Annotated in this window: 25 protein-coding genes; 12 read left to right on the forward strand and 13 right to left on the reverse strand. The window is 63.5% G+C overall.

The window, feature by feature from the left end:
* The first annotated feature begins 110 nt into the window (after nucleotides 1-110).
* Nucleotides 111-2615, forward strand: coding sequence for a circularly permuted type 2 ATP-grasp protein (locus AC07N6_RS02730; RefSeq protein WP_494780785.1), 2505 nt, complete (start codon nucleotides 111-113; stop codon nucleotides 2613-2615).
* A 1-nt stretch (nucleotide 2616) separates the two neighbouring features.
* Complete coding sequence (locus AC07N6_RS02735; protein WP_494780786.1) at nucleotides 2617-3603, forward strand: transglutaminase family protein; 987 nt, start codon at nucleotides 2617-2619, stop codon at nucleotides 3601-3603.
* 106 nt (nucleotides 3604-3709) lie between these two features.
* Here AC07N6_RS02735 and AC07N6_RS02740 read toward each other — a convergent pair whose 3' ends face one another.
* The 5 genes from AC07N6_RS02740 to AC07N6_RS02760 all read right to left on the reverse strand — a co-directional run bounded on the left by AC07N6_RS02740 (nucleotide 3710) and on the right by AC07N6_RS02760 (nucleotide 10153).
* On the reverse strand, nucleotides 3710-5269 hold the full coding sequence (locus AC07N6_RS02740; RefSeq protein WP_494780787.1) for a methyl-accepting chemotaxis protein: 1560 nt from the start codon (nucleotides 5267-5269) through the stop codon (nucleotides 3710-3712).
* A gap of 230 nt (nucleotides 5270-5499) precedes the next feature.
* Complete coding sequence (locus tag AC07N6_RS02745; RefSeq protein ID WP_494780788.1) at nucleotides 5500-7542, reverse strand: sodium:solute symporter family protein; 2043 nt, start codon at nucleotides 7540-7542, stop codon at nucleotides 5500-5502.
* A complete protein-coding gene (locus tag AC07N6_RS02750) occupies nucleotides 7532-7816 on the reverse strand; it encodes a DUF4212 domain-containing protein (RefSeq protein ID WP_494780789.1) in 285 nt (94 codons plus the stop codon). The genes AC07N6_RS02745 and AC07N6_RS02750 overlap by 11 nt, the downstream gene beginning before the upstream one ends.
* Before the next feature lies 1 nt (nucleotide 7817).
* Nucleotides 7818-9407 (reverse strand): sensor histidine kinase, encoded by a 1590-nt coding sequence (locus AC07N6_RS02755; RefSeq protein WP_494781271.1) that lies wholly within the window; start codon nucleotides 9405-9407, stop codon nucleotides 7818-7820.
* A 53-nt stretch (nucleotides 9408-9460) separates the two neighbouring features.
* Complete coding sequence (locus AC07N6_RS02760; RefSeq protein ID WP_141914412.1) at nucleotides 9461-10153, reverse strand: response regulator; 693 nt, start codon at nucleotides 10151-10153, stop codon at nucleotides 9461-9463.
* A gap of 360 nt (nucleotides 10154-10513) precedes the next feature.
* On the opposite strand from AC07N6_RS02760, the gene AC07N6_RS02765 reads away from it, so the two are divergent.
* From AC07N6_RS02765 to AC07N6_RS02775, 3 genes are all read left to right on the forward strand, one after another.
* Complete coding sequence (locus AC07N6_RS02765; RefSeq protein ID WP_494780790.1) at nucleotides 10514-10927, forward strand: hypothetical protein; 414 nt, start codon at nucleotides 10514-10516, stop codon at nucleotides 10925-10927.
* Between the two features lie 197 nt (nucleotides 10928-11124).
* Complete coding sequence (locus tag AC07N6_RS02770) at nucleotides 11125-12072, forward strand: Tim44 domain-containing protein (RefSeq protein WP_494780791.1); 948 nt, start codon at nucleotides 11125-11127, stop codon at nucleotides 12070-12072.
* Between the two features lie 381 nt (nucleotides 12073-12453).
* Complete coding sequence (locus AC07N6_RS02775; protein WP_494780792.1) at nucleotides 12454-12876, forward strand: OsmC family protein; 423 nt, start codon at nucleotides 12454-12456, stop codon at nucleotides 12874-12876.
* Here the strand turns inward: AC07N6_RS02775 and AC07N6_RS02780 are convergent.
* From AC07N6_RS02780 to AC07N6_RS02810, 7 genes are all read right to left on the reverse strand, one after another.
* Complete coding sequence (locus AC07N6_RS02780) at nucleotides 12873-13016, reverse strand: hypothetical protein (RefSeq protein WP_494780793.1); 144 nt, start codon at nucleotides 13014-13016, stop codon at nucleotides 12873-12875. The genes AC07N6_RS02775 and AC07N6_RS02780 overlap by 4 nt on opposite strands.
* Before the next feature lie 3 nt (nucleotides 13017-13019).
* Nucleotides 13020-14006 (reverse strand): aliphatic sulfonate ABC transporter substrate-binding protein, encoded by a 987-nt coding sequence (locus AC07N6_RS02785; RefSeq protein ID WP_494780794.1) that lies wholly within the window; start codon nucleotides 14004-14006, stop codon nucleotides 13020-13022.
* A 23-nt stretch (nucleotides 14007-14029) separates the two neighbouring features.
* Nucleotides 14030-14920 (reverse strand): ABC transporter permease, encoded by an 891-nt coding sequence (locus AC07N6_RS02790; RefSeq protein WP_494780795.1) that lies wholly within the window; start codon nucleotides 14918-14920, stop codon nucleotides 14030-14032.
* A gap of 4 nt (nucleotides 14921-14924) precedes the next feature.
* On the reverse strand, nucleotides 14925-15911 hold the full coding sequence (locus AC07N6_RS02795) for an aliphatic sulfonate ABC transporter substrate-binding protein (protein WP_494780796.1): 987 nt from the start codon (nucleotides 15909-15911) through the stop codon (nucleotides 14925-14927).
* A gap of 149 nt (nucleotides 15912-16060) precedes the next feature.
* Nucleotides 16061-16669 (reverse strand): sensor histidine kinase, encoded by a 609-nt coding sequence (locus tag AC07N6_RS02800; protein ID WP_494780797.1) that lies wholly within the window; start codon nucleotides 16667-16669, stop codon nucleotides 16061-16063.
* A 2-nt stretch (nucleotides 16670-16671) separates the two neighbouring features.
* Nucleotides 16672-18300 carry a tetratricopeptide repeat protein gene (locus AC07N6_RS02805; RefSeq protein ID WP_494780798.1) on the reverse strand — a complete coding sequence of 543 codons (1629 nt, stop codon included), beginning with the start codon at nucleotides 18298-18300 and terminating at the stop codon, nucleotides 16672-16674.
* Nucleotides 18301-18535: 235 nt separating this feature from the next.
* On the reverse strand, nucleotides 18536-18799 hold the full coding sequence (locus AC07N6_RS02810; RefSeq protein WP_494786245.1) for a hypothetical protein: 264 nt from the start codon (nucleotides 18797-18799) through the stop codon (nucleotides 18536-18538).
* On the opposite strand from AC07N6_RS02810, the gene recA reads away from it, so the two are divergent.
* From recA to AC07N6_RS02845, 7 genes are all read left to right on the forward strand, one after another.
* A complete protein-coding gene (gene recA / locus AC07N6_RS02815) occupies nucleotides 18722-19771 on the forward strand; it encodes a recombinase RecA (RefSeq protein ID WP_494780799.1) in 1050 nt (349 codons plus the stop codon). The genes AC07N6_RS02810 and recA overlap by 78 nt on opposite strands.
* Nucleotides 19772-20024: 253 nt before the next feature.
* Nucleotides 20025-20492, forward strand: coding sequence for a recombination regulator RecX (recX, locus tag AC07N6_RS02820; protein ID WP_494780800.1), 468 nt, complete (start codon nucleotides 20025-20027; stop codon nucleotides 20490-20492).
* Between the two features lie 60 nt (nucleotides 20493-20552).
* Nucleotides 20553-20966 (forward strand): hypothetical protein, encoded by a 414-nt coding sequence (locus AC07N6_RS02825; RefSeq protein ID WP_494780801.1) that lies wholly within the window; start codon nucleotides 20553-20555, stop codon nucleotides 20964-20966.
* A 19-nt stretch (nucleotides 20967-20985) separates the two neighbouring features.
* A complete protein-coding gene (gene sucC, locus AC07N6_RS02830; protein ID WP_494780802.1) occupies nucleotides 20986-22146 on the forward strand; it encodes an ADP-forming succinate--CoA ligase subunit beta in 1161 nt (386 codons plus the stop codon).
* 100 nt (nucleotides 22147-22246) lie between these two features.
* Complete coding sequence (gene sucD, locus AC07N6_RS02835) at nucleotides 22247-23128, forward strand: succinate--CoA ligase subunit alpha (RefSeq protein WP_494780803.1); 882 nt, start codon at nucleotides 22247-22249, stop codon at nucleotides 23126-23128.
* 219 nt (nucleotides 23129-23347) lie between these two features.
* Nucleotides 23348-24076 (forward strand): TerC family protein, encoded by a 729-nt coding sequence (locus tag AC07N6_RS02840; protein ID WP_494780804.1) that lies wholly within the window; start codon nucleotides 23348-23350, stop codon nucleotides 24074-24076.
* 159 nt (nucleotides 24077-24235) lie between these two features.
* On the forward strand, nucleotides 24236-24742 hold the full coding sequence (locus tag AC07N6_RS02845; RefSeq protein WP_494780805.1) for a pilin: 507 nt from the start codon (nucleotides 24236-24238) through the stop codon (nucleotides 24740-24742).
* 68 nt (nucleotides 24743-24810) lie between these two features.
* Here AC07N6_RS02845 and moaC read toward each other — a convergent pair whose 3' ends face one another.
* Nucleotides 24811-25320, reverse strand: coding sequence for a cyclic pyranopterin monophosphate synthase MoaC (moaC, locus tag AC07N6_RS02850; RefSeq protein ID WP_494780806.1), 510 nt, complete (start codon nucleotides 25318-25320; stop codon nucleotides 24811-24813).
* Between the last annotated feature and the right edge of the window lie 196 nt (nucleotides 25321-25516).

Raw genomic sequence — 25516 nt, forward strand, 5'->3', positions numbered from 1 at the left:
TCCGGGCGCGGCGTTCGCGCCGCGCCGGTCCTCCCGCCCACGCAAGCCGGTTCGCCGGCGCCAACAGACAGCGGCGGACCCGCCCGCATCGCGCCCGCCCAGCCCCATTTATGCACCAGCGTTTACTGGAAAGCTATCCAGCCAGCAGCGATCGTTACGACGAGATGCTGTCAGCCGACGGCCGCCTGCGGCCGCATTGGCGAACGCTGATCGACCAGCTTGAAAACCTGTCGCCGGAGATGTTGCGCCGGCGCGCCAGCGAGGTGCGCGAGGCCATCGCTTCCGATGGTGTCACCTACAACGTCTACGCCGACCCCAAGGGCGCCAACCGCCCGTGGGAGCTGGACTTGCTGCCGCACATCGTAGCGGCCGACGAGTGGCAGTTCCTGGCCAAGGCGGTGGCCCAGCGTGCGCGCCTGATGAACGCGGTGCTGGCCGACCTCTATGGCGCACAGGCCCTGCTCAGCGAAGGCCTGCTGCCGCCGGCGCTGGTGTTCGGCCAGCACGGCTACCTGATGCCGTGCCATGGCATCAAGCCGCCGGGCGGCGTGCATTTGCATGCCTATGCGATCGACCTGGCGCGCTCCGCCGATGGCACCTGGTGGGCGGTGTCGGACCGGACCCAGGGGCCGTCAGGCACCGGCTACGCCCTGCAGAACCGCCAGATCATGTCGCGCGCCATGCCCGAGGCGCTGCGCGACATGCATGTGCAATCGCCGCACGGCTACTTCCACACGCTGCGCGCCATGCTCACGCAACTGGCGCCGGCCAATGGCGAGATGCCGCTGATCGTGCTGCTCACGCCCGGCCCCTATAACGAAACCTATTCCGAGCATGCCTTCCTGGCGCATACGCTGGGCTTTCCGCTGGTCGAAGGCGTCGACCTGACGGTGCGCGGCGACCAGGTGTTCCTGAAGACCCTGAACGGCCTGCGCCGCGTGCATGCCATCCTGCGCCGCATGGACGACGATTATTGCGATCCGCTGGAACTGCGCGCCGATTCGGCGCTGGGGATCCCCGGCCTGACGCAGGCGGCGCGCCTGGGCAATGTGCTGGTGGCCAATTCGCTGGGCAGCGGCGTGCTGGAGTCGACCGCATTGCACGGTTTCTTGCCGGCCATCAGCGAGCGCCTGCTGGGCGAGCCGCTGGCGCTGCCGGCGGTGGCGTCCTGGTGGTGCGGCGAGAAGCCCGCGCTGGATTACACGCTGGAGCATCTCGACGACCTGGTCATCGTGCCGGCCTTCTCTTCCATGCGGATGCAGCCGGTATTCGGCCACGCCGTCACCGGCGCGGCGCGGCGCCGCCTGATCGAAAGCCTGCAACTGCAGCCGCACGCCTACGCGGCCCAGGAATGGGTGCGCCTGTCGCAGGCGCCGGTGATGTCGCGCAGCGGCGACTACGGCCTGATGGGCCGCACCATCAGCCTGCGCGTGTTCGCCGTGGCCGACGGCCATGGCGGTTACCAGGTGATGCCGGGCGGCCTGACCCGCGTGGCGTCGCGCCAGCGCCGCGACGTGGTGTCGATGCAGCAGGGCGGCACCACCAAGGATGTCTGGGTGCTGCGCGAAAGCGAACCCGGCCCGGCCGAGCACCTGCCCGACGATGTCGTCGATACGCTCAACGGCACGCTGATCCGCAGTACCGTCGACGTGTCTTCCCATTCCGGTGAAAACCTGTTCTGGATGGGGCGCTATTCGGAGCGCGTGAAGAACCTGGCGCGCCTGCTGCGCACCACCTTGCAATACACGATGGACGGCCAGAGCGAAAGCCGCGGCATCCTGGGCAACGTGAGCTGGATTTGCAGCCAGCTTGGCGTGCTCATGCCCAAGTCCGATCCGCGTCCCACCATCACCGGCCTGCAGCAAAGCCTGCAGGCCGCCGTCATCGACCCGTCGGCGCCGGTCAGCGTAGCGACCCAGGTGCGCCAGCTGGCGCATGCGGCCTACCAGGTGCGCGAACACCTGTCGCTGGACAATTGGCATGCGCTGACCAAGATGCCGGCCATGGTGCAGGAGCGCATCAGCACGCCCACCGGCGCCCAGCATGCGCTGGGCAATGTGATCGACGCCTGTTCCGGCCTGGCCGGCCATGCCCTGGACGACATGACGCGCGACGCCGGCTGGCAGTTCCTGATGGTGGGGCGCCATATCGAGCGCATGGTCAACATGGCCACGCTGTTCGACAACTTCCTGCGCCTGCCGCCGGCGCGCCAGACGGCAGCGCTGTCGTGGCTGCTGGAGTCGGCCAGCAGCATCGTCACCTACCGCGTGCGCTATCGGCGCACGCCCGAGTGGCTGCCGGTGTTGCACTTGCTGGTGTTCGATGCCAGCAATCCGCATGGCATGGCCTACCAGTTCCGCATGCTGCAGCAATATCTTGCCGACATCGCGCAGCAACTGGGCTTGCTGAGCATGACCATCCCGACGCATCTGACCGGCCAGCTGGAAGCGATGAACCTGGCCGATTTCGCGCACGGATCGCCCACCATGGAAGACGCCAACGCGCGCCTGGCGCAACTGATGCGCGATGCCGTCGGCGGCGGCGCCATGCTGTCGGACGACTTGTCGCGCCACTACTTCACGCCGTTGACGGCGCCGGTCAGCCAGGGGGTATGAGATGACGGAAAAAGACACTGCAAGCCAGTCTTCCGGCGCCAATGCGGGCGTGGCCGACGGGCGCGTCGTTTATCAGCTCCATCACCAGACCACCTACCAGTATTCGCTGCCGGTGCGCCTGTCGCACCAGATGCTGCATCTGACGCCGCGCGAGCTGGCCTGGCAGCGTTGCCTGTCGCACCAGGTCAACATCCAGCCGGCGCCGGCGCTGGTGCGCAGCTACGAAGACAATTTCGGCAACGCCATCAAGGCATTCTCGCTGGACACCGACCACACCAGCCTCGACGTGGTCGCCGAATCCTGGGTCGAGTTGCGGCCGCGCCTGTTGCCGGCGCACTCCATGCCATGGGAGGAGGCGGTCGCGTTGCTGTCCTACCAGGGCGCGCGGCCTTTGTCGCCCGATATGCTGGATGCCTCCAATTTCCTGTTCGAGTCTTCCCATGTGCGCATCAAGCGCGAGTTCATCCATTACGCGGAGCAATGCTTCCAGCCGGGTTTGCCGTTGCTGGACGGGGTACGCGCGCTGATGATGCGCATCTTCGAGGAATTCGCCTTCGATCCTGCCGCCACCACGGTTTCCACGCCGGTGACCGATGTGTTCGCCAACCGGCGCGGCGTATGCCAGGACTTCGCGCACCTGATGTTGTCCTGCCTGCGTTCGATCGGGCTGGCCGCGCGCTATGTCAGCGGCTATCTGCTGACCCAGCCGCCGCCCGGCCAGCCGCGCCTGATCGGCGCCGATGCCTCGCACGCCTGGGTCTCGGTGTATTGCCCCGGACGCGATGGCCAAGCCGGCGTGTGGATCGATGCCGATCCCACCAACGGCCTGTTTCCCGACACCAGCCACATCACGCTGGGATGGGGGCGCGATTTCCTCGATGTTTCGCCTTTGCGCGGCGTGCTGATCGGCGGCGGCCAGCAAACCATGCAGGTGGCGGTGACGGTGATGCCGGGCGAAGAGGCGGGCGAACTGGAGTTCGCCATCTGAGTGTTTGCGCAAGCAGGCGGGATGGCGAAACCCGGTTGTTGCCGGGTTCCCGTGTGAAAATTGACGACCGATGCCGTCTTGCCGGGCGCGGCCGCGCCCGGCCGATTTACGCCTGTGGCTTGAGCATGAATACGCTGACGGCCTGCTGCAGGCGCTGCGCCTGGTCTTGCAGGGTGTGCGCGGCGGCGGCGGCCTGTTCCACCAGCGCCGCGTTTTGCTGCGTGGTCTGGTCCATCTGCACGATGGCGTCGTTGATTTGCTGGATGCCCGAGGCTTGCTCGCGGCCGGCGGCGGTAATCTCGGCGACCACATCGGATACCTTGCGGATGCTCTCGACCACGCCATCCATGGTGTTGCCGGTTTGCTGCACCAGCTGGTAGCCGCTGTCGACGTTGCTGACCGACTCTTCGATCAGGGCCTTGATTTCCTTGGCCGCCGACGCGCTGCGCTGGGCCAGCGAGCGCACCTCCGAAGCCACCACGGCGAAGCCGCGCCCTTGTTCGCCGGCGCGCGCCGCTTCCACTGCGGCATTCAGGGCCAGGATATTGGTCTGGAAGGAAATGCCGTCGATCACGTTGATGATGTTGACGATCTGCTTGGACGACGAATCGATCGCATTCATGGTGGTGATCATGCGCTGCACCGACTGGCCCGCATTCTCGGCGATCTCGGACGCGGAGTTGGCCAGCTGGCTGGCCTGCGCCGCATTGTCGGCGTTTTGCCGCACGGTGGAGGTCAGCTCTTCGATGGCGGCCGCGGTTTCCTCCAGCGAGCCGGCCTGCTGCTCGGTACGCGACGAGAGGTCGAAGTTCCCGGTGGCGATCTGGCTGGTGGCGACGGCAATGGCATCGCTGCCGGTGCGTACTTCGCTGACGATGTCTTGCAGGTTGCCGTTCATCGATTTCATGGCATGCAACAAGCTGGTTTGCTTGCCACCCACCGAGATCTGGCTGCTGAGGTCGCCGGCGGCAATGCGGTTGGCGATGTCGGCGGCATAGGCCGGTTCGCCTCCCAATTGGCCGACCAGCCCGCGCGAGATCGCGAATGCCAGGCAGACGCCGATGGCCAGGGCGATGGCGCCCAGCACGATCATGGTGTGTTTGGCCGCCAGGTAGAACGCGGTGGCTTCGGCACTGGCTTCGTTGTTGAGGCGATCTTCCAGCGCCGCCAATTCTCCCAGTTTCACGCGGCGTTCGGTTTGCTTGGCCGCCAGGCCATTGTCCAGCAACTGGCGCACGCCATCGATGTCGTCGGCGTCGGCCAGTTCGGTCAGCTTTTGCAGCAATGGAGTGGCGGACGCCGACAGCGTCTTGACCTGCGCCATGGTGGCTTTTTCGATGTCGGCGGTTTCTTCCAGGGTATTGAACATGGAATCGAGTTCCTTTTCGATGCCCTGGTAGTTGGCGACTTCCTTCTTGATGCGCTCGCTCAGTATTTTGCGCGCAGCAGCATCGGGCGCCAGCAACAGGTCGCGGGTGGCCATCGATTGCTCGTACAACGAGGTGCGCAAGGCGACTGCCAGCCGCGCTTCGACATTGTTGACGTTGCTGATGGAATTGAGGCGGGTATTGACTTCACCCATGCGGTTCACGCCAATGGCAATGACCAGCGCCAGCAGCACGAGAACGACGCCGAACCCCAGGTTGAGACGATTTGAGACTTTCATCTGAGACAGCTTCATCGGTGAGCCCTTTCTCGGTATTGTTGATTGGGAAGCGGGGATGATGGTTGCTGCTGCTGCCTTGTTCCTCTCGCCCCCTCAGACGAAAAGATCTCCCCCATGATACATGGATTCTAAGGCCGGAAAGGTCCGGCATAGAACGATGATAAGGATAGTTTTTGCCCCGCATTTTACGGTAACGCTTGGTCCGAATCGGATTTGTTTTCCGTCGGAAATCACGGCGTGCGGATGTGGTCGATCAGCGCGATGGTGGCTTCGTCCGGCGGCGGCGTCAGCAGGCTGACGATGACCATGGCCGCGATGCCCGCCGGCACGCCGAACACGCCGGCGGAGATGGGCGCGATATGGAACCACTGGCCGGCGGCGCTGCCGCCGAAGGTCGGGTTGGTGTGCAGCATGTAGTACACGCACATCAAGAAGCCGCACACGATGCCGGCCACCGCGCCGGCCTGGTTGGCGCGTTTCCAGAACACGCCCAGCACCAGCGCCGGGAACAGGGTCGAACCGGCCAGCGAAAAAGCGGCGCCGACCATCGACAGGATGTCGCCCGGTTTCAGCGAAGCGGCATAGGCCGCCAGCAGCGCCACCACCAGCAACAGCAGCTTGGAGATGGTTACGCGTTTCTGGGTCGAGGCGCTGGGGTCGACCACCTTGTAGTAGATGTCGTGCGAGAGCGCGTTGGAGATCGTCAGCAGCAGGCCGTCGGCGGTCGAGAGCGCCGCCGCCAGGCCGCCGGCCGCGACCAGTCCGGAAATGAAGTAGGGCAGGCCGGCGATTTCGGGCATGGCCAGCACGATGATGTCGCCATCCATCGAAATCTCGCCGAGCTGCACCAGGCCGTCGTGGTTGAGGTCGGTGATGGAGACCAGCGGGTTGAGCTTGTCGATGTTGGCCCAGTAATAGACCCAGTCGGGCAGGTGGCTGTAGCTGCTGCCGACCAGCGAGGTGTAGATGTCGTATTTCACCAGCACGGTCAGCGCCGGCACCGAGAGGTAGATCAGCATGATGAAAAACAGCGTCCAGAATACCGACTTGCGCGCGGCCGATACGCTGGGCGTGGTGTAGTAGCGCATCAGGATGTGCGGCAGCGCGGCGGTGCCCAGCATCAGGCAGAACACCAGCGCGAGGAAATTGTTGCGCTTGATGTCGGAGCTTTCCTGGTCGCGGCCGGGAAAGGGTTCGGTCTGCGAGACCGGCGGCTGCGCCCGTATGAGATTGGCTGCGCGCGCATCGCTCCAGCGTCGCTCGGCCTCTCCCGCGCTTTTCGGATAGGACGACAGGGCGCGGCTGGCGGCCTTGATTTCCGCCAGCGAGGCATGCGTGTCGCGTTTGACTTCGTCGATGTGGCGCTGCGCTTCCAGCCGCCCTTCTTCCCAGGAGCGGGGCAGGCTCTTCAGTTTGCGTTCGAATTCGTCGGCGCGCGCCTGGAAGATCTTGCGGATCTCCTGTTCCTTGGGGTCGTCGGCGAGCTTGTGTTCGATCGCGTTCAGCTTGGGCAGCACCGCGCCGTAAGCCACCGGCGGCACCGGCACCGTGGTGTGCTTGGCGGACAGCCAGACCACCGGGATCAGGTAGGCGAACAGGATGATGATGTACTGCGCCACCTGGGTCCAGGTGATGGCGCGCATGCCGCCGAGGAAGGAGCACACCAGGATGCTGGCCAGGCCGAGGAAGATGCCGATCGAGAAATCGATGCCGGTGAAGCGCGAGGTGATCAGTCCCACGCCATAGATCTGCGCCACCACGTAGGTGAAGGAAATCAGGATGGTGGCGGCCACCGCCAGGATGCGGATCGGCGTGCCGCCGAATTTACCCGGATAGCGCGCGGCCAGGAAGTCGGCGATGGTGTATTGGCCGAACTTGCGCAGGTAAGGGGCGATCAGCAGCGCCACCAGGCAGTAGCCACCGGTCCAGCCGAGGATGTAGGCCAGGCCGTCGAAGCCTTGCAGGTAAAGCCCGCCGGCCAGGCTGATGAAGGTGGCGGCGGAGATCCAGTCGGCGGCGGTGGCCATGCCGTTGAACAAGGGCGGCACGCGGCGCCCGGCGACGTAGTATTCGGGCACGTCCGAGGTGCGGCAGACCACGCCGATGGCGGCATACAGGCCGATGGTGACGAACAGAAACAGGTAGCCGATCCATGAGCGCGGCATGCCCTCGTGCTCGAGGATGGCCAGTACGCACAAAAAGGCGATGAAGCCGAGCGTATAGAAGGAGTAGTAGCGGGTCAGCCGCCAGAAAAAGTCTCTATTACTCTCCATGTCCTTGCTCGCCGTGTACCAGTTGTTCGATGCGCTGCATGCGCCGGATGTAGATCACCACGATGGCCAGGTAGATCAGGATCATGCCCTGGGCCGCCATGTAGAAAGAAATGGGCCAGCCGAACAAGTGGATCCGGTCCAGTTCGCGCGCGAAGAAAATGAAAAAGAACGTGGCCAGAAACCAGACTGCCAGCAGCACGGCGGTCTGCTTGCGGATCTTGTGCCAGTGGTTGCCGGCGTCGCCGGGGCCGTGGTGGTGGGGGCCTTGGTCCATGTCAGCCGATGTCGTCGATGAAGGGCATGCGCGGCGCCAGGCGGAAGCTGACGCAAAACAGGCTGCCCGGGCATTTGGGATCGCCGCTGCGCGGATTGTTGGAAATGTCCACCCTGGCGTCATGCTGCTGGGCGATCTCGCGCACGATGGCCAGCCCCAGTCCGCTGCCGGTGCTGGGCGTGCCGAGGATGCGGTAGAAGCGTTCGAACACGTTTTGCCGTTCCGCAGGCGGGATGCCGGGGCCGGTGTCTTCCACTTCCAGGATCGCCAGTCCGGCTTGTTCGTCGCTGCGCGCGCGCACCGTCACGCTGCCGTGGCCGTCGTGCGGCGTATAGTGCAGCGCGTTGTCGAGCAGGTTGGAGAGCAGTTCGCGCAGCATCAGCGGATTGCCGTGGATCATGATCGGGTGGCCGGGCTGTTCGAAGCCGAGGTCGATGCGCTGGGTGAACGACATCGGCACCCAATCCTGCACTACCGTGCGCGCCAGTTCCGAGAGTTCGATCGGCACCATGGCGCCGGCCTGCGAGACCTGGTTTTCGGCGCGGGCCAGCGACAGCAACTGGTTGACCAGGCGGGTGGCCGATTCGGAGCTTTTGGCCAACTGCTCCAGCGAGCGCCGCACATCGACCTGGTCGTCCTGGCGCAGGGCCAGTTCGGATTGCATGCGCATGCCGGCCAGCGGCGTCTTCATCTGGTGCGCGGCGTCGGCGATGAAGCGCTTCTGGATCGCGATGGTCTGCGACAGCCGTTCCAGCATATCGTTGAGCGAACGCACCAGCGGCGAGATTTCTTCGGGCACCTGGCCCGAGTCGATCGGGCTGAGGTCGTCGGGGCGGCGCGCGCGGATGCGCTGCTGCAGTTCCGACAGCGGCGACAAGCCGCGCGAGAGCGCGAACCACACCAGCGCCAGCGCCACCGGCAAGATGATGAACTGCGGCAGGATCACGCCCTTGATGATTTCATTGGCGAGCTGGGCGCGTTTTTCCAGGGTTTCGCCGACCTGTACCGTGGCCAGTCGCGGTTCGTGCGAAGCGGCGCGTTGCGCCGCGCTGCGGCGCAGGTCGACTTGCACGTAGGCGATGCGCACGTCGCTGCCGTGCAGGATATCGTTGCGGAATTGCACGGCGCCGAGGCTCTGGCGATCGTCTTCGGGCGGCGGTTGCGGCATGTCGACGTCGCCCTCGACATATTCCCCGTTGGGGCCGCTGACCTTGTAATAGATGTTGTCGATGTCGTCGGCGCGCAGCAGGTCGCGCGCCGATACGGGCAGCCGCGCCACGACCTTGCCGTTGACTTCGGACACTTGCTGCGCAAGCACGGTGACGCTGTCTTCCAGCGCGCGGTCGAACGGCTGGTTGGCGATCGATTGCGCAATCAGGTAGGTGATGGCGATGCTCATGGGCCACAGCAGCAGCAGCGGGGCCAGCATCCAGTCGAGGATTTCGCCGAACAGCGAGCGCTGGATGCGTTCTACCGGCTGGGTGGCGATGGCGGCGCGACGTTTCTTGCGCGGCGTTGGCGCCGGCTGGGGCTCGCCGCTTGGCGACGCCGCCGGTTCGGCCGGCGCGGACGAAGGATCACGCCGCAGCATGGTGGCCCAAGGCATTGGAGGCGGGAGGGCGGCCGGCGCCGGCCGTCATCGCATCAGGCGGCGTTGCTGGCTGCGGTCTCGGGGAGCTTTTCGAGGCAATAGCCCAGCCCGCGTACGGTAGCGATACGCACGCCGCCGACCTCGATTTTCTTGCGCAGGCGATGGACATAAACCTCGATGGCATTGTTGCTGACTTCCTCTCCCCATTCGCACAAATGGTCCACTAGCTGTTCTTTGGAAACCAGCCGTCCCGTGCGTTGCAATAATACTTCCAGAAGGCCCAGTTCACGCGCGGACAATTCCAGCATCTGTTCGCCGATGTAGGCGATGCGGCCGACCTGGTCGTACGAGAGCGGCCCATGCTTGATCACGGTCGGGCCGCCGCCGGCGCCGCGCCGGGTCAGGGCGCGCACGCGGGCTTCCAGTTCGGACAAGGCGAACGGCTTGGCCATGTAGTCGTCGGCGCCCAGGTCCAGCCCCTGCACGCGCTGTTCCACCGAATCGGCCGCCGTCAGGATCAGCACCGGCAGGCGCGAGTTGCGCGCGCGCAGGCGGCGCAGCACTTCCAGCCCGGACATCTTGGGCAGGCCCAGGTCCAAGATCAGCAAATCGAAATCCTGGGTGGAGAGGGCCGAATCGGCTTCCAGGCCATTCTTGACGCAATCGGCGGCGTATCCGGAATGGCGCAGGGAGCGCGTCAATCCATCGGCCAGAACACTGTCGTCTTCAGCTAAGAGGATGCGCATAGGAATCGATCAGAGAGGGGCCTCGTCTGATTTGTCTCGTAAGGTAGAATTATTGTGGTATTTTTACGCATAATCTACTAATTCAATCGTCAATGCAAATGAGGGGCGGCGATTGTTTTGAAGGTAAGCTCGCAATCTGACCAAAGGTCTTCGCAGTGCTTGCGATTTATCCGGAAAGCTTGCTCAGGCTCAGTATGGGGGAGCCGGCTCCCGTGAGATCATCCTAAAATGTAACAACGGGGCGGCCGGCACTTGAAATGGGTGGCCTGGTCTCCATATTGTTGCTGTATTTAATTTCTTTCCGTGCTGTTGTCGACATTTTTGTTGTTATAATTTCTCGCATCTTTGCTGGAAAATCTGATGAAACGTTTGTGGGTTCTGTTGCTGATCTGTCTGTTCCCGGTGCAAGTATTTGCAGCGGTGCTGACTTACGCCAGCTCGGTGGCCGCAACCGATTTCTCGGCGCCGGTCCAGGTTGAGCTCAATGTCGCCGCCAAGCACCTTGGCGCCCAGACCGTCGCGGTGGCCGATCATGCCGCCGACAGCCGGCAGCCTGGCGTCGTGGCCGACAGTGGCAGCGCCGGCGACGACAGCAACGGCTACGCCGACAGCGGCGAAGATTTCTCTACCCATGCCGGCATCGGTGACGAACCGGTGCTGATCCATTCCCTGGCAGTCCTGCCGGAACCCACGCGCATGGCGCCCGCTCTTCGCAGCGACGACGCCAGCCAACCTCCGTTCTTGCCTCTCGCAGGCCGCCCTCCCCGCGCCTGATCCTGTCGCCCTGCGCGACATCCGCTTCGCGTTCGCTCAACCGCTCCTGAAACCCGTGGCTTTGCGTCTTGCGACAGCGATGTCTGTTTGCGCATGGCCCGTCAGCCGGCTTCGTCCGGCGCCAATCAGGTACGCAACAGTTCAGTCAATACGGCCGATGTGACCGCATCACATCAGATTCCATCTCAGGAGATAGCATGAAAAAAGCATTTGTCGCGCTGATAGTGGCGGCGATGACGCTGTCGGTTGGCATAAGCAGCGTCGAAGCCAAGCGTCTGGGCGGCGGCGGTTCGTTCGGCAAACAGTCTTCGTCGGCCAGCCGCCAGGCGCAAAGCCCGGCCCCGATGCAGAACCAGGCCGCTGCCGCCAAGCCCGCCGCGCCCGCAGGCGCTGCGGCCGCCGCACCCAAGCCCAGCCCGTGGAAGGGCATCCTGGGTGGCGCGTTGCTGGGCCTGGGCCTGGGCGCGCTGCTCTCGCACCTCGGCCTGGGCGGCGCCCTGGCCAGCATGATCAGCACCATCCTCACCGTTGCGCTGATCGCAATGGCGGCGATGTTCATCTACCGCATGTTCCGCCGCAAATCGGAAGCGTCGCAGCCGCGTCCGGCCTGGGCCGCGCCCAATGGCGGCCATGCGGCTGACAGCACCGCGACCCCGAAGATCGGCTCGTTGCTGGAACCGGCACAGCCGCCCGCGGCGCTGCAAGGTTCGGGCTTCGGCGGCGGTTTCGGCTCGGCTGAGCAGGTCGCGGCTTATGGCATCCCGGCCGGTTTCGACACCGTCGGTTTCGTGCGCAATGCCAAGACCTATTTCATCCGCCTGCAAGCGGCATGGGACAAGGCCGACATCAACGATATCCGCGAATTCACCACGCCGGAAATGTTCGCCGAACTGCGCCTGCAGTTGCAGGAACGCGGCGCTTCGGCCAACCAGACCGATGTGGTGTCGCTGGATGCGGAAGTGCTGGGCGTGGAAACCGTGGGCAACGACTACATCGCCAGCGTGAAATTCTTCGGCTTCATCAAGGAAGACCCGAACAGCTCGCCGGCGCAGTTCGCCGAGATCTGGAACCTGTCCAAGCCGGCTGCCGGCCAAGGCGGTTGGTTGCTGGCGGGTATCCAGCAACTGGATCCTGTCGCGGCGTAAGCAAGCTCATGCATCAGTAAAAGTTTGGCGCGGAAGGCGGCGGTTAGTGGATGAGCGTCGCCAGTCCGTTTTACCGCCGGCTCTGCCGGCGGTTTTTTTATCTGCATTCCACGCCAGTCGTTGTTATCCTGCCGTTCTCCCATCGCCGCGCAAGCCATTGCGTGACGCATTTCCTCCCGCTGTTTCCGGCCGAATCCGGCTCTGAATTCCCGCGTCTTGCCCCGCGCCGCTCCTCGCGCAATCCTACGTGCCTCCGCGCCGTTGTCCTATCCTCGCGTGCATGCCGCCGCTGCATGATGGAATACTCCGCGCGCAGCCTGGCGGATCCTGATTGCAAGGTGGTTGCCGCGGCTATCTCAACCCTGAGCGAAGGAGGCTGTCATGAAACGCAAGGCATCGGCGGTATGGAGCGGCAATCTGAAGGACGGCAAGGGTGCGCTCAGCACTGAAAGCAAGACGCTGTCCGATACCCGATACTCGTTTTCCACCCGTTTCGAAAACGGCGTGGGCACCAATCCGGAAGAGCTGATCGCGGCGGCGCATGCCGGTTGCTTTTCGATGGATTTGTCGTCACGGCTGGAGAAGGCCGGTTTGGGCCCCAGGCGTATCGATACGGAAGCTACGCTGACGCTGGAGAAGACCGATCCCGGCTTTAGCATTACCGCCATCCAGCTGGCGGTCAAGGTCGATCTGGATGATCGCGATGAGCAGAAATTCAATGACGCGGTGGCTGCCGCCAAGGCCGGTTGTCCTGTATCGAAGGTGTTGAAGGCGGATATCTCGGTGATGGCGACGTTGGCCTAGCGATGCGTCTTCCGGTCTTTCGCGGGAGCGCCGTCGCTGTCTTTGCGGCCATCGCCACGGCCGCCCGACAGTGGAAACAGCAATGCCACCACGACCAGCAACACCAGCAGCGCCAACGTGATCTTGTCGAGTCCGTCCATGCCTTACCCCAGCCGTTCCGGTTTCCAGATCGCGACATCGGCCGTGTTCACCTTTTTCGGCAGCAGGCCGGCGGAGAAGAACGCGTCGGCGATGCGTTGCTGTTCGCCCAGCGCTTCCAGCTTGACCGCGCGCACTTCATAGCTGCGGCGGCTGTTGGCCAGCTCGACGGTGTCCGCATCCAGGCCCCACAGCGGCGCGAGGAAGGCGGCCGCTTCCTTGGGATGTTGCTTGACCCATTGCCCGGTCTTCTGCAGTTCGCCGAACACCGCGCGCAGCACATCGGGGTTGGCGTCGGCAAACGGCGTCGACGCCAGGTAGTAGCGCTGGTAGTCGGCGATGCCGAGGCCGTCCGATAGCACGCGCACCTGGGACTGGCGCTGTACACCCGACAGGAATGGGTCCCAGGTCACCCAGGCATCCACGCTGCCGCGCTCGAAGGCGGCGCGCCCGTCGGCCGGCGAGAGGTAGGCGGCGTCGACGTCGCTGAATTTCAGGCCGGCCTTTTCCAGTGTGGCGATCAGCAGATAATGCACGCCGGCCGCCTTGGTCACGGCGATCTTCTTGCGCTTGAGTTCGGCCACGCTGCGGATCGGCGAGTCGGCGCGAACCACGATGGCCTGCGCCGACGGCGAGGGCGACTCCTGCGCCAGATAAGTGAGCCTGGCGCCTGCCGCCTGGGCGAACACCGGCACGGTGTCGGCCACGTCGGCGCTGAGGTCGACGCCGCCGACATTGAGCGCTTCCAGCAGCGGCAGGCCGCTGGAGAATTCGTGCCAGGTGATCTTGGCGCCGCCGGGGCCCAGCAGTTTTTCCAGCGAACCGTTGGTCTTGATGATGGTCAGCAGGGTCGACGATTTCTGGTAGCCGATGCGGATCGCGCGGCCGCTGTTTTGCGCCAGCAAGGCAGGCGCCAGCGTGGCGGCGGCGATGGCGGCGCCGGCTTGCAGGAGATGGCGGCGGGTCAGGTCGGGAGGGGCGTTCTTGCGCATGGGGATAGTCGGAAAGAGGTGGGTCAGGACTTCGAGGAAGAGGCGCGGTGGGCATCGCGCCAGCGCAGGCTGTGTCTTTCCAGCCGGTGCAGCAGGCCGTCGCTGAGCTTGCCCAGCAGCGCCAGGATCAGGATCGCCGCCAGCACCAGGTCGGGCCGGCTGCTTTCGCGGCCATCGGACAGCAGGTAGCCGACGCCGCGCGTGGCCGCGATCAGTTCGGCCGCCACCAGGAACATCCAGGCCAGGCTGAGGCCGCCGCGCAAGCCGGCGAACAGGTAGGGGAGGGCGGCCGGCAGCAGGATGTGGCGTATCAGTTCAGGCGCGCCCAGGCCGGAACTGGTGCCCACTTCGATCAGCTTGTAGTCGATGTCGCGGATGCCCGCCACCAGGTTGAGGTAGACCGGGAAGAAGGCGCCGATGGCGATCAGCACGATCTTGGGCGTTTCGTCGATGCCCAGCCACAGCAGCAGCAGCGGGATCCAGGCCAGGCTGGGGATGGCGCGCAGCGCCTGGAAGCAGGGTTCAAGCAAGGCTTCGGCGCGCCGGCTGATGCCGACCAGCAAGCCCAGCGCTATCGCCAGCAGGCTGCCGATCGCAAAGCCCGCGAGCACCCGCGCCAGGCTGGCCCAGATATGCGGCAGCAGTTCGCCGCGCGCGGCCAGCGACCACAGCGTTTGCGCCAGCTCGCTGGGCGGCGGCAGCAGGCGCGCGGGAATGATGTCCAGCCGCGCGCACGCTTCGGTCAGCAGCAGGAAGGCGAGAGGCAGGATCCAGCCGGTGAAGCGGCCCGGACGATAACCGTCGTCGTGCGGCCAGCCCTTGCGGAGGGGCTTGGCCGCCGCCGATGTGGCCCGGATTATTTCCGGTTGCAGCGATGCCTGCGCGGGCAGGCTGCCGGATCCCGTCTCGCTCATCGCATCAGGCCTTCACCACGCCTTGCGCGTACGACGGATCGATCAGCGCGTTGATGGTGCGCGGCAGGTCGGTGCCGCTCTTGACCAGGTCTTCCTCGGTCAGGATGGGGGCGGCGGCGCGCAGCGCGTCGATGTGTTCGCGGCCGATCTGCGGATGCGAGAAGTCGTTGCGCTTGAGCTGCAGGCGCGCGACCTCGGGCGACAGCTTGGATTCCTCGGCCAGCAGCTTCACGGTGTCTTCCGGATGCGCGATGATCCACGCCCGCGCCTTTTCATAGGCGGCGATGACGCGCTTGACCTGCTCCGGGTGGCGGGCGGCGAAGGTGTCGCTGACGTTGAGGAAACCGTAGGTGTTGAAGTTGATGTTGCGGTAGATCAGGCGCGAGCCGGCTTCCAGTTCGCTGGCCGCCAGGTGCGGATCGAGCCCGGCCCAGGCGTCGACCCGGCCTTGCTCGAGCGCGGCACGGCCATCGGGATGCTGCAGGTGGACGATCTCGACATCGCTTTTCTTCAAGCCGTTTTCATGCAGCGCGCGCAGCAGGAAGAGGTAGGGATCGGTGCCCTTGGTGGCGGCCACCTTCTTGCCCTTGAGTTCGCGCACGGACTTGATCGGGGAATCCCTGGAGACCGCCAGCGCGGTCCATTCCGGGCGCGAATAGACGTACACCGCCTTGATCGGATTGCCGTTGGCGCGCGCCAGCAACGCAGCTAGGCCGGCCGTGCTGCCGAAGTCGACGCTGTCGCTGTTGAGGTATTCGAGCGCGCGGTTGCTGCCCTGGCTCAGCACCCATTTGACGTCGGTGCCCTGGGTCTTCAGGTCTTCCTCCAGCCAGCCGAACTTGCGCAGCACCAGGCTGGGCGGCGAGTAATAGGCGTAGTCCAGGCGGATGGTCTTGGGGGCTTGCGCGGCGCGCGCCATCAGCGGGGCGGCGCCCAGCAGGCCGGCGCCGAGCGCGGCCGGGCCGATGCGGAGGAAGTGTCTGCGTTCCATGTGGTCCGTTCTTGTTGTGTTGGGGGAGTCTGCGGTGCAGACAAACACTCTAAGGACGAACGCGGTGCGGCAGAACGACTATTTTCAAGCTTGGATATGCGCTTTGCGCATGCTCCCGCGACGGTCGCCGCGGGAAGTATCGAGAGGGGTCAGGGCAGGCAGAGTTCGAACAAGGCGCCGCCGTCCGGATGGTTGCTCAAGCGCGCCTGGCCATGCTGGGTTTCTTTGTTGTGGGCGGTGGCGATGGCATTGCACAGGTCCATGCCCAGTCCGGTGGATTGTTTCTTTTCCTGGGTGCCGATGCCGGGGCCGTCGTCGCGGACGGTGAAGATCACGCCGCCGTCCGGGCTCTTGCGGCAGCCGAGTTCGATGCGCGCGCAGGCGAAGCGGCTGGCGTTTTGCAGCGCGGCCTCCAGCGCCAGCGCCACCAGGTGCTCGTCGAAGAAGCCGACCAGCGGCATGTCGGTCTCGTCGAGCTTGAGCTCGACATGATGGCCATTGCGGTTCATGGCGTGCTCGCGCAGCAGCGCCTCCAGGAAATCCAGCGGCGAGACCGCTTCGACCTGCGCCCGCAGGCCCTGCGAATCGGCCTTGTAGAGCGTCAGGAAGGCGATCAGTTTTTCCTGCAGCGCCAGGCAGGTGACATGCGCCTGCTGCACGCGCGGCACATCGTCGCTGAGGCGGCGCAGTTCGCCCTCAAGAACGCCCAGGGAGTTCTTGATGTCGTGGATGATGATCGCGGCAAGCTTGGGGTCCATGGTCAGCTCTTCGGGGCTACTTTGCTTAAGGTGTCGCGCAAAAACTTGTGCATCTTGGCGACCCGGTCATTGCCCGGAATCAGGCGATCCAGCGTGGCGAGATAGCGCCGCACGCGTTTGACATACTCGTCGTTCCAGCCGCGCTGGCTCATCCACAGCAGGTGCAACTGGGCCGACGCCAGCAGCACGCCGGTGTTTTCCGGCATGCTGGAGAGCGCTTCCTCAAGCTTGGCCAGCGACTCGTCGGGCTTGGCGTTGCGCATGAGCGCGTTGGCTTCGGCGATGATGCTCATGCAATGCTTGACGGCGCCATCGATCAGCTCCTCGGCCAGCGCGGCCTTGCCGGTGTCGGCCAGTACCTTGCGCGCCAGCATCTGCAGCGTTTTGTTTTCGTGGTCGGACTTGATGGCGTTGGCGATCAGCTTGGCGCCTTCGTCATCCTTGCCCATCGAGAAAGCGGCTTTGGCCAGGGCCAGCGTGGCGGTCTCGGAAATCTCATCGCCGGCGGCCTGCCTGGCGGCCTCGAACGCCTGTTGCGCCGAGATGGTGTCGCCCAGCTGCACATAGGCCTGGGCTTGCACCGCGGCCTGGGCGGCGGTGAACATCTTGGATTCCTCATAGCGGCGCGGCGCGCTTTCCAGCAAGCGCAGGGCCTGGTCCGGATCGCCGCTGTCGACGTGCACCTGGGCCAGCGACAGCAGGTCGCTCGGCTGCGCGGTGAGCGACCCCTTGGTGTGCTTGAGCACCTTGTCGTAGGCTTCCCTGGCTTGTTCCAGGTGGCCGCTGCGGTAGGCCACCTCTCCCACCAGCCGGCTGCGGCGGGCCGAGGGAATGATTTCGGAGGACATGGTCAGCGCCGCCAGCGCTCCCTCCTGGTTGCCCTGCGCCTCGTCGATCTGCGCCAGCAGGTCATAGGCGGCGATGAACTGCTTGTTCTGCGCGAGCACTTCCTCGACCGTCTTGCGCGCGTCATCCAGTTGGCCGGCCACGATATTGCAGCGCGCCAGGCCGATCTTGGCCCATACCAGGTCGTCGCGCATGGCCAGGGCCTGCGCATAAACCTCGCGCGCTTCGTCGATGCGGCGCTGTTCGACCAGCAGCGTGCCCTTGGTCTTCATGATTTCGACGATCCACTTGGGCGCGGCCTTGAGCACGTTGTCGCATTCGACGATGGCGCCGGCGAAATCCTTGCGCTTCATCTTTTCGGTCACCGGCAGCATGGCATGCTGCTTTTCCAGCAGGCGATCGACGCGTTCGGCGATGCGGCTGGCGGTGAGCGGCTTGAGCATGTAGGCGTCGGGCTGGAACTCGGCGGCGCTGGCCACCAGGTTGTAGCCGCTTTCGGCGGTCACCATGATGAACATGGAGGTCGGCGAGAGCATGTTCTGGGTACGGAAGAATTCCAGCAATTGCTGGCCGTTGCTTTCCTTGTTCAGGTTGTAGTCGCAGATGATGAGGTCGTAAGCCCCGGCCTGGACGAAGCGGATCGATTCATCAGGCGTGGCGGCCTGATCCACCTTGGTCACGCCGAGCTGGCCGAGGTGCATCCGGATGTTCTGGCGCATCGTCGGCATGTCGTCGATGATCAGGCAGCGCAAGGCGCTAATATGGCTAAAGGGCACTAAACTCATGACAACAGTCTAAAAACAGTCTTTATCTCGTTATATTGCAAGCCTGCAATGTATATCAAATAGGTAGCCGCCCGTCGCAAAGTTAGGGGCGGAAACGGTATCCATTTCTGGAACGCATCTTCCCCTATTGATGAAATGCGTCCCCGGCAAACCGCGAGTGTGACGGTTTTTGCTTTTGCTTGCAGTACTTGTATCGCATTTCTCCAGTCCAATCCCCCCGATCTTTTATAATCGGTCACCTCGCCCGTGGATCGATTTTCATCTCCCAGGCGACAAAAAAGCTTGCACAGATCACTGTTTTTTTATACAGTACTGCTTCATTGGTGCCGCGCCCCTGAATTGATCGGTGCGCAGTTTTTAGTGCACTGAGGAAATGCATTCCGAGTACACCTTCTTCACGACCTTTTGCCGAAAGAGATTTATGGACGACAAAAAAGCTGCAAACAACTCTGAAAAGGGCAAAGCGCTTGCCGCCGCATTGGCGCAGATCGAAAAGCAATTCGGCAAAGGCTCCGTGATGCGCATGGAAGACGGCGCCGTCGCCGAGGAAGTCCAGGTCTTTTCGACCGGTTCCCTGGGGCTGGACATCGCATTGGGCGTCGGCGGCCTGCCGCGCGGCCGGGTCGTCGAGATCTACGGTCCGGAATCCTCGGGCAAGACCACGCTGACCCTGCAAGCCATTGCCGAAATGCAAAAGCTGGGCGGCACCTGCGCCTTCATCGACGCCGAACACGCGCTGGATGTCACCTACGCGCAAAAGCTGGGCGTCAATCTGCATGACTTGCTGATTTCGCAACCCGACACCGGCGAGCAGGCGCTTGAGATTACCGACGCGCTGGTGCGCTCGGGAGCGGTCGACCTGATCGTGGTCGACTCGGTTGCGGCACTGACCCCCAAGGCTGAAATCGAAGGCGACATGGGCGATTCGCTGCCCGGCCTGCAAGCCCGACTGATGTCGCAGGCCTTGCGCAAGCTGACCGGCAGCATCAACCGCACCAATACCACCGTCATCTTCATCAACCAGATCCGCATGAAGATCGGCGTCATGTTCGGCAACCCGGAAACCACCACCGGCGGCAATGCGCTCAAGTTCTACGCTTCCGTGCGCCTGGATATCCGCCGCACCGGTTCGATCAAGTCCGGCGACGAAGTCATCGGCAGCGAAACCAAGGTCAAGGTCGTCAAGAACAAGGTCGCGCCGCCGTTCCGCGAAGCCCACTTCGATATCCTGTATGGAGAAGGCACTTCGCGTGAAGGTGAAATCCTCGATCTTGGTTCCGAACACAAGGTAGTGGAAAAGTCCGGCGCCTGGTACAGCTACAACGGCGAACGCATCGGCCAGGGCAAGGACAATGCGCGCAACTTCCTGAAAGAGCGCCCGGAATTGGCGCGTGAAATTGAAAACAAGGTGCGCATCGCGCTCGGCGTGCCGCAGTTGGCCAGCGGCGAAGCTGAAGTCCAGGCATCGTAATCCGCAAGAACCTGCCGCTGTGGGTGTCATGCCCAGTATGGCCGGGACAGCGGCCAGGGATGCCTCTCCCGTCGCTGCTGTCTCGGTAGTTGTCGCCGTTGCCGGTGCCGTATGGTTTTATTTGCAATGCCGGCGATGGTTGGTATTTCTGTCGTTGCTGTTTTGCAGTCTCCGTTTTGTCTGCATGCATTGAGCGCTTCCGATGTATGCAGTCGTCGTTTCATCCGCCGCATAGCCCGTGTAGTCGAACGTCATGCCTAGACCGCCGATCAGCCTGAAAGCACGGGCGCTCAAATATCTCTCTTCACGTGAGCATAGTCGCCTGGAACTTGCGCGTAAGCTTAGCCCTTACGCGCAAGAGGGCGATGATGTCGATGCCCTGCTCAACTGGCTTGAACAATCCCGTTTCCTTTCCGCAGAGCGTTTTTCCGAGTCCCTGGTGCACCGGCGCGCGGCGCGCTATGGCAACAACCGCATCCTGTCCGAGTTGCAAAGTCACGGCATTCAAGGCGAGGCGCTGTCCGAGCTGAAGTCCGGCCTGGCTGAAGACGAGGGGGCCCGCGCGGCCCAGGTACTGCGGCGCAAATTCGGCGAGCCGCCGGTCGATGCCGAGTCGCGCGCCAAGCGCATGCGTTTTTTGCAGCAGCGGGGTTTTTCCCATAGCAGCATTCGGGAAGCGCTCAAGACCGCCTGGGCGGATGAAGACGGGCCGGATGCCTGATTGCGGCGCGGCCGCACGGCGCTGTGGCGTCAATTCTCTCTGGCAGCGATGGAACGATCCGTGAAGTCCGCGGCGCAGGTCTTTATCGGCAAGGTTAGCGCTACCATCGCTCAGCCTCCCGGCCCTGTGCTAGAATTCGGAAGTTTTTGCTGCGGCGCGGTAGCCGAAAAGATATCAATTGTTGCTGTTTTTGAAAAGCGGCAGGTCGATGTCAGGCTGACGACAGCAGGGAAGACGGATAATGCGGATCGCTCCGGTGCATGCCGGCGAGATCGAATATCAGAGACCAACTCATGCAGACGGCATGCACATGCCCAATTTTACGAATTCTTTCGCAACCCGCGCAGCTCATGTCTGCGCCAGTTCTCGTCCGGCAACGGATGCGACGCCCGCCTGCGGGTTGCGGTCTGCTTTCTCGTCAGCCGGTATTGCGCCGATGACGGAATTTCAATCCGGCAAGTTTTATTCAATTAGTGTCTAAAGGGAAGCTCCCATGAAAATCCATGAGTATCAGGGTAAAGAAATCCTGCGCCAGTTTGGCGTAACCGTCCCGCGCGGCGTTCCTTGCATGTCGGTCGACGAAGTCGAAGCGGCGGCCAAGAGCCTGGGCGGCTCGGTTTGGGTCGTGAAGGCACAGATCCACGCCGGCGGTCGCGGCAAGGGCGGCGGCGTGAAGGTGGCCAAGTCGCTGGAGCAAGTCAAGGAATATTCCAACCAGATCATGGGCATGCAACTGGTCACGCACCAGACCGGTCCTGAAGGCCAGAAGGTTCGCCGCCTGCTGATCGAAGAAGGCGCCGACATCAAGAAGGAACTGTATGTTTCCCTGGTGACCGACCGTGTGAGCCAGCGCGTGGTCCTGATGGCCTCCAGCGAAGGCGGCATGGACATCGAAGAAGTCGCTGAAAAGCACCCTGAGCTGATCCACAACGTCGTGATCGATCCGGCCACCGGCCTGACCGACGCCGATGCCGACGCCGTCGCCGCCAAGATCGGCGTGCCGGCCGCGTCCATCCCCGAAGCGCGCAAGAACCTGCAAGGCCTGTACAAGGCATACTGGGAAACCGACGCTTCCCTGGCTGAAATCAACCCGTTGATCCTGACCGGCGACGGCAAGGTCATCGCCCTGGACGCCAAGTTCAACTTCGACTCCAACGCCCTGTACCGCCATCCGGAAATCGTCGCCTACCGCGACCTGGACGAAGAAGATCCGGCTGAAGTCGAGGCTTCCAAGTTCGACCTGGCCTACATCTCGCTGGACGGCAACATCGGCTGTCTGGTCAACGGCGCCGGCCTGGCCATGGCCACCATGGACACCATCAAGCTGTTCGGCGGCGAGCCGGCCAACTTCCTGGACGTGGGCGGCGGCGCTACTACCGAGAAGGTCACCGAAGCGTTCAAGATCATGCTGAAGAACCCCGAGCTGAAGGCCATCCTGGTCAACATCTTCGGCGGCATCATGCGCTGTGACGTGATCGCCGAAGGCGTGATCGCCGCATCCAAGGCGGTTTCGCTGAAGGTGCCTCTGGTGGTGCGCATGAAGGGCACCAACGAAGAGATCGGCAAGAAGCTGCTGGCTGAATCCGGTCTGCCGATCATCTCGGCCGACTCGATGGAAGAAGCCGCGCAAAAGGTCGTGGCTGCAGCCAAGTAAGTAACCCAACACGAAAGCCCGCGCCGGTAAAGTCCGGAGCCAGAAAACAGATTGCGCACCGACCGAAACCGGGCGCGGGCATCACAGTCAAGGAAGAGAAATGTCGATCCTCATCAACAAAGATACCAAGGTCATTACCCAAGGCATCACTGGCAAGACCGGCCAGTTCCACACCCGCATGTGCCGCGACTACGCGAACGGCAAGAACGCGTTCGTCGCCGGCGTGAACCCGAAGAAGGCCGGTGAAGACTTCGAAGGCATCCCCATCTATGCCAACGTGACCGACGCCAAGAAGGCCACCGGCGCCAACGTCTCGGTGATCTACGTGCCGCCCGCCGGCGCCGCCGCCGCGATCTGGGAAGCGGTCGAAGCCGAACTGGACCTGGCCATCTGCATCACCGAAGGCATCCCCGTGCGCGACATGCTGGCCCTGAAGGACCGCATGGCCAAGGCCGGTTCCAAGACCCTGCTGCTGGGCCCGAACTGCCCCGGCCTGATCACTCCGGACGAAATCAAGATCGGCATCATGCCGGGCCACATCCACAAGAAGGGCCGCATCGGCGTGGTATCGCGTTCGGGCACCCTGACCTATGAAGCCGTCGGCCAGCTGACCGCATTGGGTCTGGGCCAATCGTCGGCAGTCGGCATCGGCGGCGACCCGATCAACGGCTTGAAGCACATCGACGTGATGAAGGCATTCAACGACGATCCGGACACCGACGCCGTCATCATGATCGGTGAAATCGGCGGTCCTGACGAAGCCAACGCTGCGCGCTGGATCAAGGACAACATGAAGAAGCCGGTGGTCGGCTTCATCGCCGGCGTGACCGCGCCTCCGGGCAAGCGCATGGGCCACGCAGGCGCGCTGATCTCCGGCGGCGCCGACACTGCCGAAGCCAAGCTGGCGATCATGGAAGAGTGCGGCATCAAGGTGACCCGCAACCCGTCCGAGATGGGCCGCCTGCTGAAGTCGGTGCTGTAATCCGGCGATAAGCGGAACCTGCAAGACAAGCATGGGGAGCTTCGGCTCCCCATGTTCATTGATGGCGGCGCCGGCATCATCGTTTGCCGCCGTTGCGTGTTGGTGCCGATGTGTGCCGATGTTGTGCCGATACGGCATTGCGGCGCGTCCGGCAAGGCAGGAGAATCGCGTTGGCGCCTGGCTGCACAATGGCGCGATCTTTCATCACCAAGGAAATGAATGGAATTTCTGGCAAACCTGAACTGGATCGCGGTCGGGCAAATCATCCTGATCGACATCCTGCTCGGCGGCGACAACGCCATCGTGATCGCGCTGGCGTGCCGCAACCTGCCGGCCAAGCTGCGCATGAAGGGCATTGTCTGGGGCACCCTGGGCGCCATTGCGATCCGTATCGCGCTGATCGCTTTCGCCGTGACCATGCTGGAGTTGCCGTACCTGAAACTGATCGGCGGCCTGTTGCTGCTGTGGATCGGCGTCAAGCTGCTCAATGAGGATGACGGCCATGCCGAAGTCGGCGGCAGCGACCGTCTGTGGGGCGCAGTCAAGACCGTGATCGTGGCCGACCTGGTGATGAGCCTGGACAACGTGATCGCCATCGCCAGCGCGGCCGAGCAAGCCGGCGAGCACCAGATGGCGCTGGTGGTGTTCGGTATTGTCGTCAGCATCCCCATCATCGTCTGGGGCAGTACGCTGGTCTTGAAATTGATGGAGAAATTTCCGGTTATCATCACGCTGGGCGCGGCATTGCTGGGCTATATCGCCGGCGGCATGATTTTCAGCGATGTCGGTATCCAGCCGCACCTGCAGGGTTTCATCCCCGACAGCGAATTCGTCGTTCCCGGCGCGCAATTGCACCTGAGCCTGCCCGGCCTGGTCGGCGCCATCGGCGTGGTGCTGGTCGGCCTGAACCTGAAGCGCAGGACGCAGGAGAAGAACAGCCAGCCTTGAGCCGGCCAAGGTGCCGCCGGCCAGCCGGACCAGGCGCGCACGCTTGATCCAGGTCAGTGTGGCGGATGTTAAATTTTGCTAGTTTGGAAGTATTTCGCTTTGCCGCATCATGGGCGCTGCCGATACTGGCAACGTCTTCCATTTTTAAACAGGAACTCAATGAAAACCGTCGTCAGCAAGTACCAGCAACAAGGGTTCACCCTGATCGAACTGATGGTGACGCTGGCCATCATCGGCATCCTCGCCACCATCGGCGCCAGCCAACTCCAGGACTACATCGCGCGTTCGCGCGTGGCCGAGGGCTTGAATCTGGCGGCGCCTTACAAGCTGGCGGTGGTGGAGCAGGCCAATACCAACAATGGCCTCTTCACGGTGGCGCAACTGGGATTGCCGGCCTTCACAAAAACCGAGAATGTGGAAAACATCAGCGTCACGCCCATGGCAACGCGCGGCGTGGGCGGCGTCATTACGATCACTTTCAGCCAGCGTGTCGGCAACGGCGGCACACTGACGCTGACCCCGACCCTGACCGCTTCCTCCATCCAATGGCAGTGCGCGGCAGCCGGTGTCGCGCAGGCAACGGCGCCGGAAGGCGCGTCGCGCAACAGCGGATTTGCCGCCGGCACGCTGGAGGCGCGCTTCGCGCCCGCCAATTGCCGTGGCTGATTCACGGTGAGGCGATTTGCCTGAACGCCAATCAAAAAGCGCCCTGCGGGGCGCTTTTTCGCAAGCGCCTATGGCCGGGCCATGTTGATATCGCTCTTGCCTCCGCGTTTTTCTGTCACGCAGATATCGGTCATCACCATGGTCTTGTCGACCGCCTTGCTCATGTCGTAGACGGTCAGCAGCCCAACTTGCACCGCGGTCAGCGCTTCCATTTCCACGCCGGTCTTGCCATGGGTTTCCACGCGCGCGGTGCATCGCACGCTGGAGTCGGCGGCGTCGGTTTCAAACTCCACCGCCACCCGCGTCAGCGCCAGCGGATGGCACAGCGGAATCAGGTCCGACGTGCGCTTGGCGGCCATGATGGCGGCGATGCGCGCGATGCCCAGGACGTCGCCCTTCTTGGCGGTGCCGGATTCGATGATGGCCAGCGTCTCCGGCTTCATGCGGATCACGCCGCTGGCCACGGCGACACGGTGGGATTCGTGCTTGCCGCCGACGTCGACCATGTGGGCCTGGCCGCCCTGGTCGAAATGGGTGAGGCCGTCGTGAGAGGATTGCGGGTCGCTGGGTGTAGTCATTGCCGATCTGCCGGGAAAAATGATGAACGGGGAAACAGAGCAGGTATCATAGCAGGCGTGCCGGAATCGTCTGCGGCCAGGCCGGCGTCCCGGGGAATGCGCTTTCGCCCGGGCAGGGAGCCTGGCGGCGCCGCTTTCAACAGTGCCGGCACGACGGTAATTATTTTCAGATTCTGTCCATGCAACGATCCGAGAT

This window comes from Herbaspirillum sp. GW821-FHT09A12 (assembly GCF_059418325.1).

Bases quoted from the DNA above. Each gene is read 5' to 3' on its own strand.
- AC07N6_RS02730 (WP_494780785.1), top strand. From the start codon at position 111: ATGCACCAGCGTTTACTGGAAAGCTATCCAGCCAGCAGCGATCGTTAC.
- AC07N6_RS02735 (WP_494780786.1), top strand. From the start codon at position 2,617: ATGACGGAAAAAGACACTGCAAGCCAGTCTTCCGGCGCCAATGCGGGC.
- AC07N6_RS02740 (WP_494780787.1), bottom strand. From the start codon at position 5,269: ATGAAAGTCTCAAATCGTCTCAACCTGGGGTTCGGCGTCGTTCTCGTG.
- AC07N6_RS02745 (WP_494780788.1), bottom strand. From the start codon at position 7,542: ATGGAGAGTAATAGAGACTTTTTCTGGCGGCTGACCCGCTACTACTCC.
- AC07N6_RS02750 (WP_494780789.1), bottom strand. From the start codon at position 7,816: ATGGACCAAGGCCCCCACCACCACGGCCCCGGCGACGCCGGCAACCAC.
- AC07N6_RS02755 (WP_494781271.1), bottom strand. From the start codon at position 9,407: ATGCTGCGGCGTGATCCTTCGTCCGCGCCGGCCGAACCGGCGGCGTCG.
- AC07N6_RS02760 (WP_141914412.1), bottom strand. From the start codon at position 10,153: ATGCGCATCCTCTTAGCTGAAGACGACAGTGTTCTGGCCGATGGATTG.
- AC07N6_RS02765 (WP_494780790.1), top strand. From the start codon at position 10,514: ATGAAACGTTTGTGGGTTCTGTTGCTGATCTGTCTGTTCCCGGTGCAA.
- AC07N6_RS02770 (WP_494780791.1), top strand. From the start codon at position 11,125: ATGAAAAAAGCATTTGTCGCGCTGATAGTGGCGGCGATGACGCTGTCG.
- AC07N6_RS02775 (WP_494780792.1), top strand. From the start codon at position 12,454: ATGAAACGCAAGGCATCGGCGGTATGGAGCGGCAATCTGAAGGACGGC.
- AC07N6_RS02780 (WP_494780793.1), bottom strand. From the start codon at position 13,016: ATGGACGGACTCGACAAGATCACGTTGGCGCTGCTGGTGTTGCTGGTC.
- AC07N6_RS02785 (WP_494780794.1), bottom strand. From the start codon at position 14,006: ATGCGCAAGAACGCCCCTCCCGACCTGACCCGCCGCCATCTCCTGCAA.
- AC07N6_RS02790 (WP_494780795.1), bottom strand. From the start codon at position 14,920: ATGAGCGAGACGGGATCCGGCAGCCTGCCCGCGCAGGCATCGCTGCAA.
- AC07N6_RS02795 (WP_494780796.1), bottom strand. From the start codon at position 15,911: ATGGAACGCAGACACTTCCTCCGCATCGGCCCGGCCGCGCTCGGCGCC.
- AC07N6_RS02800 (WP_494780797.1), bottom strand. From the start codon at position 16,669: ATGGACCCCAAGCTTGCCGCGATCATCATCCACGACATCAAGAACTCC.
- AC07N6_RS02805 (WP_494780798.1), bottom strand. From the start codon at position 18,300: ATGAGTTTAGTGCCCTTTAGCCATATTAGCGCCTTGCGCTGCCTGATC.
- recA (WP_494780799.1), top strand. From the start codon at position 18,722: ATGGACGACAAAAAAGCTGCAAACAACTCTGAAAAGGGCAAAGCGCTT.
- recX (WP_494780800.1), top strand. From the start codon at position 20,025: ATGCCTAGACCGCCGATCAGCCTGAAAGCACGGGCGCTCAAATATCTC.
- sucC (WP_494780802.1), top strand. From the start codon at position 20,986: ATGAAAATCCATGAGTATCAGGGTAAAGAAATCCTGCGCCAGTTTGGC.
- sucD (WP_494780803.1), top strand. From the start codon at position 22,247: ATGTCGATCCTCATCAACAAAGATACCAAGGTCATTACCCAAGGCATC.
- AC07N6_RS02840 (WP_494780804.1), top strand. From the start codon at position 23,348: ATGGAATTTCTGGCAAACCTGAACTGGATCGCGGTCGGGCAAATCATC.
- AC07N6_RS02845 (WP_494780805.1), top strand. From the start codon at position 24,236: ATGAAAACCGTCGTCAGCAAGTACCAGCAACAAGGGTTCACCCTGATC.
- moaC (WP_494780806.1), bottom strand. From the start codon at position 25,320: ATGACTACACCCAGCGACCCGCAATCCTCTCACGACGGCCTCACCCAT.